The organism is Parafrankia sp. BMG5.11, from assembly GCF_004337455.1.
Map to the genome: position 1 here is coordinate 1 of NZ_SJXI01000186.1, position 6,612 is coordinate 6,612.

A 6,612-nucleotide genomic window follows, 5' to 3' on the forward strand; every position below is an offset into this window, starting at 1 on the left:
GACGAGGCTGTCGCGACCTCGTAGGCCCTCGCCCGTGTGGCGGGAGCTAAAAATGGCAGAGGCCGTGCTGCTGGCAACATCCAAGTGTCGCCTGCCACAAAACAAGACAGCCTGGCGGAGCGACTGCTTCAAGCAATCGTTGCACTTACCGGACAGGCTGAACGAGCAGGAGTGCGGGATGGAAGAAGGCGTTGAAGAGGAGCAAGCATCCGAGCGTGGAGAGCTGCATTTCCTGGCCGCTCTCGTGGACGAGCTGATGAAGGCGCTGCTGGCGAACGGCGTCATGAGCCGTAGCCAGCTGCAAGCGATCGAGGCTGAAGTCAGCAAGCGAGTGGGCACTGAAGCCCGACTATGGTGAGCTAGCCTTGCCAGTCCTGCTCGAAGTTTGAGCAGCAGAGCCATTGCGGGCTTCTCCGAACTCTCGAATAGTTGCGAGTGGCGCTCCCTCGGCGCTGACCCGATCGCAACATGCCGGATGTCCGCTTCCCACCCAAAGCCGGTCATTCGATCCGCGGGAGGCTACTCCTGTAAGCTGCCAGCGCCTAAAAGGTAGTGACGCGGCGCTCGCGAAGGTGCCGCCGCCGCCGGCACCTCTACCGTTTCCATGTCAAGGCTGCAGCTACGCAGACATCCCGCGCGTGAGTACGATTTCTTGTTTCTGCTGGGGCTACCAAGGGCGCCGGGCAGAAGGGGCGCAACTGCCCGACCTCCATGTTGGCACGTAGGAAGCGTCGAGGTTGTCCTGAGTGCCGTTAGCTGTGTGGCGCTAACTCTCGTCCCAGACAAGCTAGGTATCAGGAGAATATGCTTAGGTCGGCGGCGCGCTTACGCAGTAAGTCATGCGTTAACTAAGCCCGTGCTAAAGAGCGTTTCATGGACGGATCGAGCAATACTCAGGATCTTAGGACCATCTCCGCACTCGCACGGGTGGGAGGGCGCTCGGAACGCGTGACGGTGTCTGATCTCACCTTAAATTGCTGCAGAGTTGTGACCAGCTTCGGCTTTGTCTCACCCGGCGACGCGATTACGCTAACGATTGGGAACATGCGGATCTACGCTGATGTCAATTGGCAGGATTTGCGCGAGGCGAAGATCTCGTTTCGCACGAAGCTACATCCAGCGATCATCAACCACCTGGGCTTTTCTGTTCAAGAGCCGGAACGCAGAGAAAGGACGCTTGCCGAGCGGCTTAAGCGTAGCGCACCAGACCGCTCCTGTTCAGCGGTCCTGAGTGGCGCGAAAGAAGTGGCTGCTTTCTTCGACCGATCGCGAAGTCCGCTCATCGGGAGCTAGATCCCCAAGGCGCAGTACTCGGAACCCGATCGCCCGCGCAGAGCAACCGCATCCAGCGGCAACGCTGTCTCGCGGTGTGGAGCCGCTACTCCGTTCGAGTTCAGCGCGAGCGCATTGAGCACAAGGCGATCACCGCGCCTGCCGTGCCGACTAGACGCCACCTTCTGCGGCGTAAGTGGGGGGGCGCCGAAGCCCCGGCCGTCGTGGGAACTAGACGCAAGCTTCGCACATAAAGGGCACACTCCATACCCCCTCCCGTCCGGTGCGCCAAGTCCCGAACAACTAGCCCCGCTCCGGCGGAGTTTTCTTTGGGGGATAGCGACGACGACGTGCCTGCCGCAAAAGCTTTTTTTGCTAGGCTCAGAAGAGCGCTAATCGACCGATTTGCTCGACGTCCGTAATGGGTCGCTTGCTGCCGGTCCGCTCTCAGGCACCAGCAGCAAAGGCGTCAACGTCGGGCAGTGGGTGGAAAGCAGAAGTAGCTTGGCACAACAAAACGCCGCCGGCCGTTTGACCAGCGGCGCTCTGATCGTGTGTACGCTGTCTCAAACGGCGAAGCGCACCCGCAGCTTTCCGTTGCTCTCGCTTCTGCGGCGGCGCATGCCGTACCCGACAGCGCCAAAACCAAACAGCATCATCGCCCAAGTCGCAGGCTCAGGAACAGCAGGTGCGTTTGGCGTGGTCCAGAAGGACAGATGCGAGATGTCAGGCTGATTGCCTTTCCCGACCAAGATGCCGAGCGATGAAATACTGGTTGCTGTAGGCAGCTGATAAACCTTGAAGTCAGTTCCAGCCTTTAGGCTTACATAGCTGATCAGAGTGCCGTCGAGGACTGTGAAAGTCGTTTCCTTTCCATCAGTCGGGTTAGCGTTCGGAGAGAAGCTAAACAGGCCCGGATTGTCGTCGCTCTTCCCGTAGAGGGTCAGATTGAGCAGGCTCACGTCGATGCCAGTCGCAGCAGCGATGGCTGCTTCTACTGACGCCAAATTATCGTTGCCTGATGCTATGCAGGGATCCGTGGTCAAGTTGATCCCGGGACCAGAGCTGCAAAGGGGGGGCGCCGCACCCGCTGGCACAGCAAAGGCGATTGCAGCACAAGCAGCCGCAGTCAGAAGTTTGGCGTTCATCTAACGATCCAGTGTGTTGCGCGATTCGCACGGAGCCAAAACGCTGTTTTGAATGCAATTTGGTGCAATTTCGCACTTCTTTTTAGCGACGCGTTAGTCTTAGCTTACGCGTAGCCTACTCGACATGCCTATTTAGAGCCGTCTTATTTTGGAACATCAGGTGGGCGCAGCTGCGCTAGGCTTTAGTGAGAAGCGGTCATTCCGGCGCGGATTGAGCTGGCTTTGCAACTGGACCGGGTGGTCTAGCGTTCCCCTGATGAGGGGTGTATCCCGAGCGAATCTGGGTCGCGGCATTTCCAGCTAGAGGACCCACATTGGCCCAGGAAACATCGGCCGCCCACTACAAGAAGATGTATAACCGGGTCTCAACCTTGGCTCGGATCGGCGTGTGGGAATGCGATCTTGCAACAGGTGAGCTTGCGTGGACCGACATGGTCTATGACATCTTCGGAGTGCGGCGAGGTCTCACGATTGATCGCGAGATGACGCTCCAGCTCTACGAGCCCAATTCTCGGTGCGAAATGGAGCGGTTACGCAGCGAAGCGATTGCCAACGGCACAGGCTTCACGCTGGATATTCAGATCAAGCCTAAGGCAAACGGAACCCGCTGGGTCCGCTTAACCGCGCAGGTAGAACAAGAGGCAGGCAAGTCCGTTCGAATATTCGGCACAAAGCAGGACGTGACAAGTGAGATCGACGCACGCGACAAGCTGCACTCGCTCCAGACCGAACTAATTCACCTTTCGCGTGGGAGCGCCATGGGGGCCATGGCTTCCACGATCGCACATGAGTTGAACCAGCCGCTTGCTGCGGTCTCCAATTATCTCTCTGCCGCCCGCCGGATCGCGCCTCGTGAGACTGCTGGTTCCGACCTCGACGAATGCATCGAGGGGGCCTTGGATGCCGCGCATCGTGCCGGTGATATCATTCGCTCAGTCCGGGCAATGAGCGCCAAAGGGGACGGCAAGAAGACGGAAGTAGAACTAGGCCCGGTATTGAAAGAAGCCACTGCTCTTGCGACCGCGGGTATCGAGCACCTTACAATGTCTCGGGATGTCTCCTCCGGTCTGACGGTCTATGCAGATCGCATTCAGATTCAGCAGGTCGTGATCAACCTGATCCGCAACGCGTGCGAGGCGGCCGGGGGTAGTGCCTGCCACATCGGCATCAAGGCGTGGTCTACAGGCTCTTATGTCCAAATTTGCGTATCAGACGACGGCCCAGGCATACCGGTAGATGTCATGGCCGAAATCTTCGAAGCTTTCGTCTCGACCAAGGCGGAGGGTCTTGGAGTAGGGCTTTCAGTTTCGCGGACGATTGTCGAGGCGCATGGGGGTCGAATGACCGCTACCAACTTGCCTGACGGAGGAGCATCGGTTTGCTTTACCCTTCCTGAGAGGTCGGGCGAACTTACCCCGAGCTAAGGTCGCCCGAAACGTCTCTTAAATCGACGAGTGGCCGCGCCATGTGATGTCCGTTTCGGGGTCGTTTGCTGCCCGTCCGCTCCTGGCGCGTTCAGCCGAGGAGCTAACTGTCGGATAAGAGGCGCAGCAAAGGTTCGCAGCTACGACCGACCATGGGTGGTAAGCGGACATTCGTCGCGTGCTAGCGTCCTGCAGAGCCTTCTCGCGGATCAATGCCAAATGCAGATTGCCAGGGGCGGCGGCGCGTCGTCCCTCCTGTTTCAATCCCAAGCGGCGTTACTCCTTGCGGCTCAAAGCGATTTAATATGAGCGTAGAGGGATAACTCGAGCTCAATAATAAGCCGTTCAAGTTCCACCAAGTCGCGGACTCGACCTCTACGATGCACCAACCGCGCGTGCGTGAGAAGCTCTCCCCAGAACTGTAGAGTGTCCCGGTGTACCGGGTGGTCCTTCAACCGAGTTGCACTTGCAATCGCCGCTCGCAGGTTATCGGCAAGGCTGCCCTCTAGGTGCAAGGGCAGCCTTTCACCTGGCGGCATTCTAAAATCTCCAGAGCCTACCACCCGTCAAGTACTACGCGTTATATGCGCTGCGCCTGGACCGACAGCCGCCAACTTAGTCGGAACTCATGTCGCTGTCATGGCGTCCCCGAGGTGACCGCTGATCGGCAATCCGGCGGGTCCGCAGAGGCCTTATTACATCGTTCCAGAAACGGAACCTCAGAGCTTGTTGCCATCGCCATTCTCTACGTAGCCGTCGCTCTTTGCGCCTGCGCCGGCGGGGCCTGATCACATCGCACCAGAAGAATACGGCGACGCAAACCACAAGGAGCACCAGCCCGGAAATTATCAGTAAGTCACTTCTCGGCATTAGCAGTCTCGATGTCGAGGCGGGCGGGTAGAAACTGGAGGCGCTTTGCAGGACCGCTGAAATTGGTGCCGAACAGGGTACTAAGCTTTGCCCGTCGCTCGTTTAGGCAACGTCTGCTGCCGGGGTACGTCCTTATCCCACCATACGGCTCGCTTGGGCAGCACTCCGACTTAAGGGCTCGTTTGCGATCACCTTCCTCGTCATCGCCAACAGCGCGTGGATGCGGAGCCACACGGTTGCACCGGTTAAAGACTAGGCTCCCGGGAGATCAGAATACCGCCCGCTCTCGATCTCTTCCGCGACGGCCGACAACACTCCTGAGATCGTCAGCCACATCTCGCGCGGGGTGTTGTCGAGGAGGTAATCGCAAGGCGTGCGGCGGGATACCTCCAGACAGTTATCCGCCTGTCTCTTGACGTAATCAGCTATTCTCAGCGCATCGGAGGGGACCTTGAGCATTTCTGGATCCATGACGCTGCCATACGATTTGAGAAGCGAAATTAGCAAGTTGCCTCAACGTGAGACATTCGTCGCTTCAGCGTTGACGTCCGCGAAGGTGCGAACGCAGTTCATCTGCTGTTGAGCTGCGCCGCCAACCCAGAGCGCGGCGTAGAATGGGTGGAAAGCCGCCACGATTGTTGGCTGCGTATTGTTGGCTAAGTATGGTCCGTCTGGACAGGAGCTTTCTTCGTCATGTTCACGCGGTTCCTCATGGCTGGATTAGTGCCCCTGTTCCTGGGATGCTGTGCCACTGACACACTGCTCGGCGGGGGCAGCGCGCACAGCAGCGATGATGGCTTGTCATCAGACGTAGAGCTGATCTCGGCCTACCCCGGCCTAGTGAGACGCCAAGGCAAGGTTCTGACGGTACTGGGTCAGACCTTTGAAGACCGCGGCGAGTGCGTATCCGGTGACTGCACTCGCTATCGCGTAGATGGCGTTTGGCGGAACCAATATGTGGGCGTTGAAGTCAGTCACTATGAGGAGACTGACTATTTCCTCGTGATGCCAAACCACCACATACCGATAGGGTCACGGCCGATCCCCTCGCCGGGAGGAAAGCACTTTTTCTCTGGGCACCACGACGACCGCCGGTGGTCACCCTATCAGGGTTCATCGATCTGGACCTGGAATCCTTTCCCCCGCCGCCTTCGCATCGTTGACACAGATCTAGTGGCGTTCGACAGCTTCGTCAGTTGGCATGGCGAAAGTTGTGTCGAATTTACTGGCGCCCGGGGCTACAATGTTCGGATGGAGCCCACGCGCACCTTTTGGCTGACTGAGGCAGACGGTGACTGGCGGCTGTCGGGAGAACGACCGGCGAACTGTGCCTAGGTCAAAGTACAGCCTTGCTTGCTTCCGGCTTTACGACAGGCTCTACCGATGGGAAGGTGCTAATCGTTATCGGGCCTATTGGCGCAGCTTCCTTACGGCCGGCCTGTTCGTGACACCTGGAATAGCAAGCCTGATCACCCTGAGCGTGCTTGGGGCACGCGCGCATCCCATGATTACAGGCACACTCACGGTGGTCTGGTGGTCATCAATGGCAGCTCTCTTTGGCTGGATGATTTACTCTGTACTCCGGACCTTAAGGGCAGTTTGGGCGGCCATCCGTGGCAAGCCTCACGACCTCGAACGGTGGCGAGAGCCTTAAGAGACCTTCAACAGCGACCGATGTCCGGAATGGATCGTTTGCGGCTGGTCCACTTCCAGCTGCCCGCGAAGACGCAGGGGCGTCAGAAATTGATTGGAGAGCAAACGCTAGGCTTGCCTTGACGCTTACGGTCTAAACTTGGGCTATCGATCTGCCTGAAGAAAATTGTGCCAGAATGGGAAACTAAACGCCTGTATCGAAACTTCTTCTTTCGCGGTTAGTCAGACTGCGCTAACGAAGCTAA

General features: G+C 58.1%; 4 protein-coding genes and 1 pseudogene. 3 read left to right on the top strand and 2 right to left on the bottom strand.

Translation table 11 applies throughout. The features are described 5' to 3' along the window. Positions 1-52: 52 nt before the first annotated feature. Both E0504_RS51820 and E0504_RS49500 read left to right on the top strand, forming a co-directional pair. Complete coding sequence (locus E0504_RS51820; RefSeq protein ID WP_207974746.1) at positions 53-358, top strand: hypothetical protein; 306 nt, start codon at positions 53-55, stop codon at positions 356-358. Between the two features lie 515 nt (positions 359-873). Further along, entirely contained in the window at positions 874-1,293 is a 420-nt protein-coding gene (locus E0504_RS49500; RefSeq protein WP_131628082.1) for a hypothetical protein, read from the top strand. 545 nt (positions 1,294-1,838) lie between these two features. Here the strand turns inward: E0504_RS49500 and E0504_RS54870 are convergent. Further along, positions 1,839-1,958 (bottom strand): annotated as a pseudogene (locus tag E0504_RS54870) (PEPxxWA-CTERM sorting domain-containing protein); the annotation flags it as partial. A 776-nt stretch (positions 1,959-2,734) separates the two neighbouring features. On the opposite strand from E0504_RS54870, the gene E0504_RS49510 reads away from it, so the two are divergent. Continuing rightward, on the top strand, positions 2,735-3,844 hold the full coding sequence (locus E0504_RS49510) for a sensor histidine kinase (RefSeq protein WP_131628084.1): 1,110 nt from the start codon (positions 2,735-2,737) through the stop codon (positions 3,842-3,844). Between the two features lie 1,122 nt (positions 3,845-4,966). On the opposite strand, the gene E0504_RS49515 is transcribed toward E0504_RS49510, so the two are convergent. After that, positions 4,967-5,173 (bottom strand): hypothetical protein, encoded by a 207-nt coding sequence (locus E0504_RS49515; RefSeq protein ID WP_131628085.1) that lies wholly within the window; start codon positions 5,171-5,173, stop codon positions 4,967-4,969. Between the last annotated feature and the right edge of the window lie 1,439 nt (positions 5,174-6,612).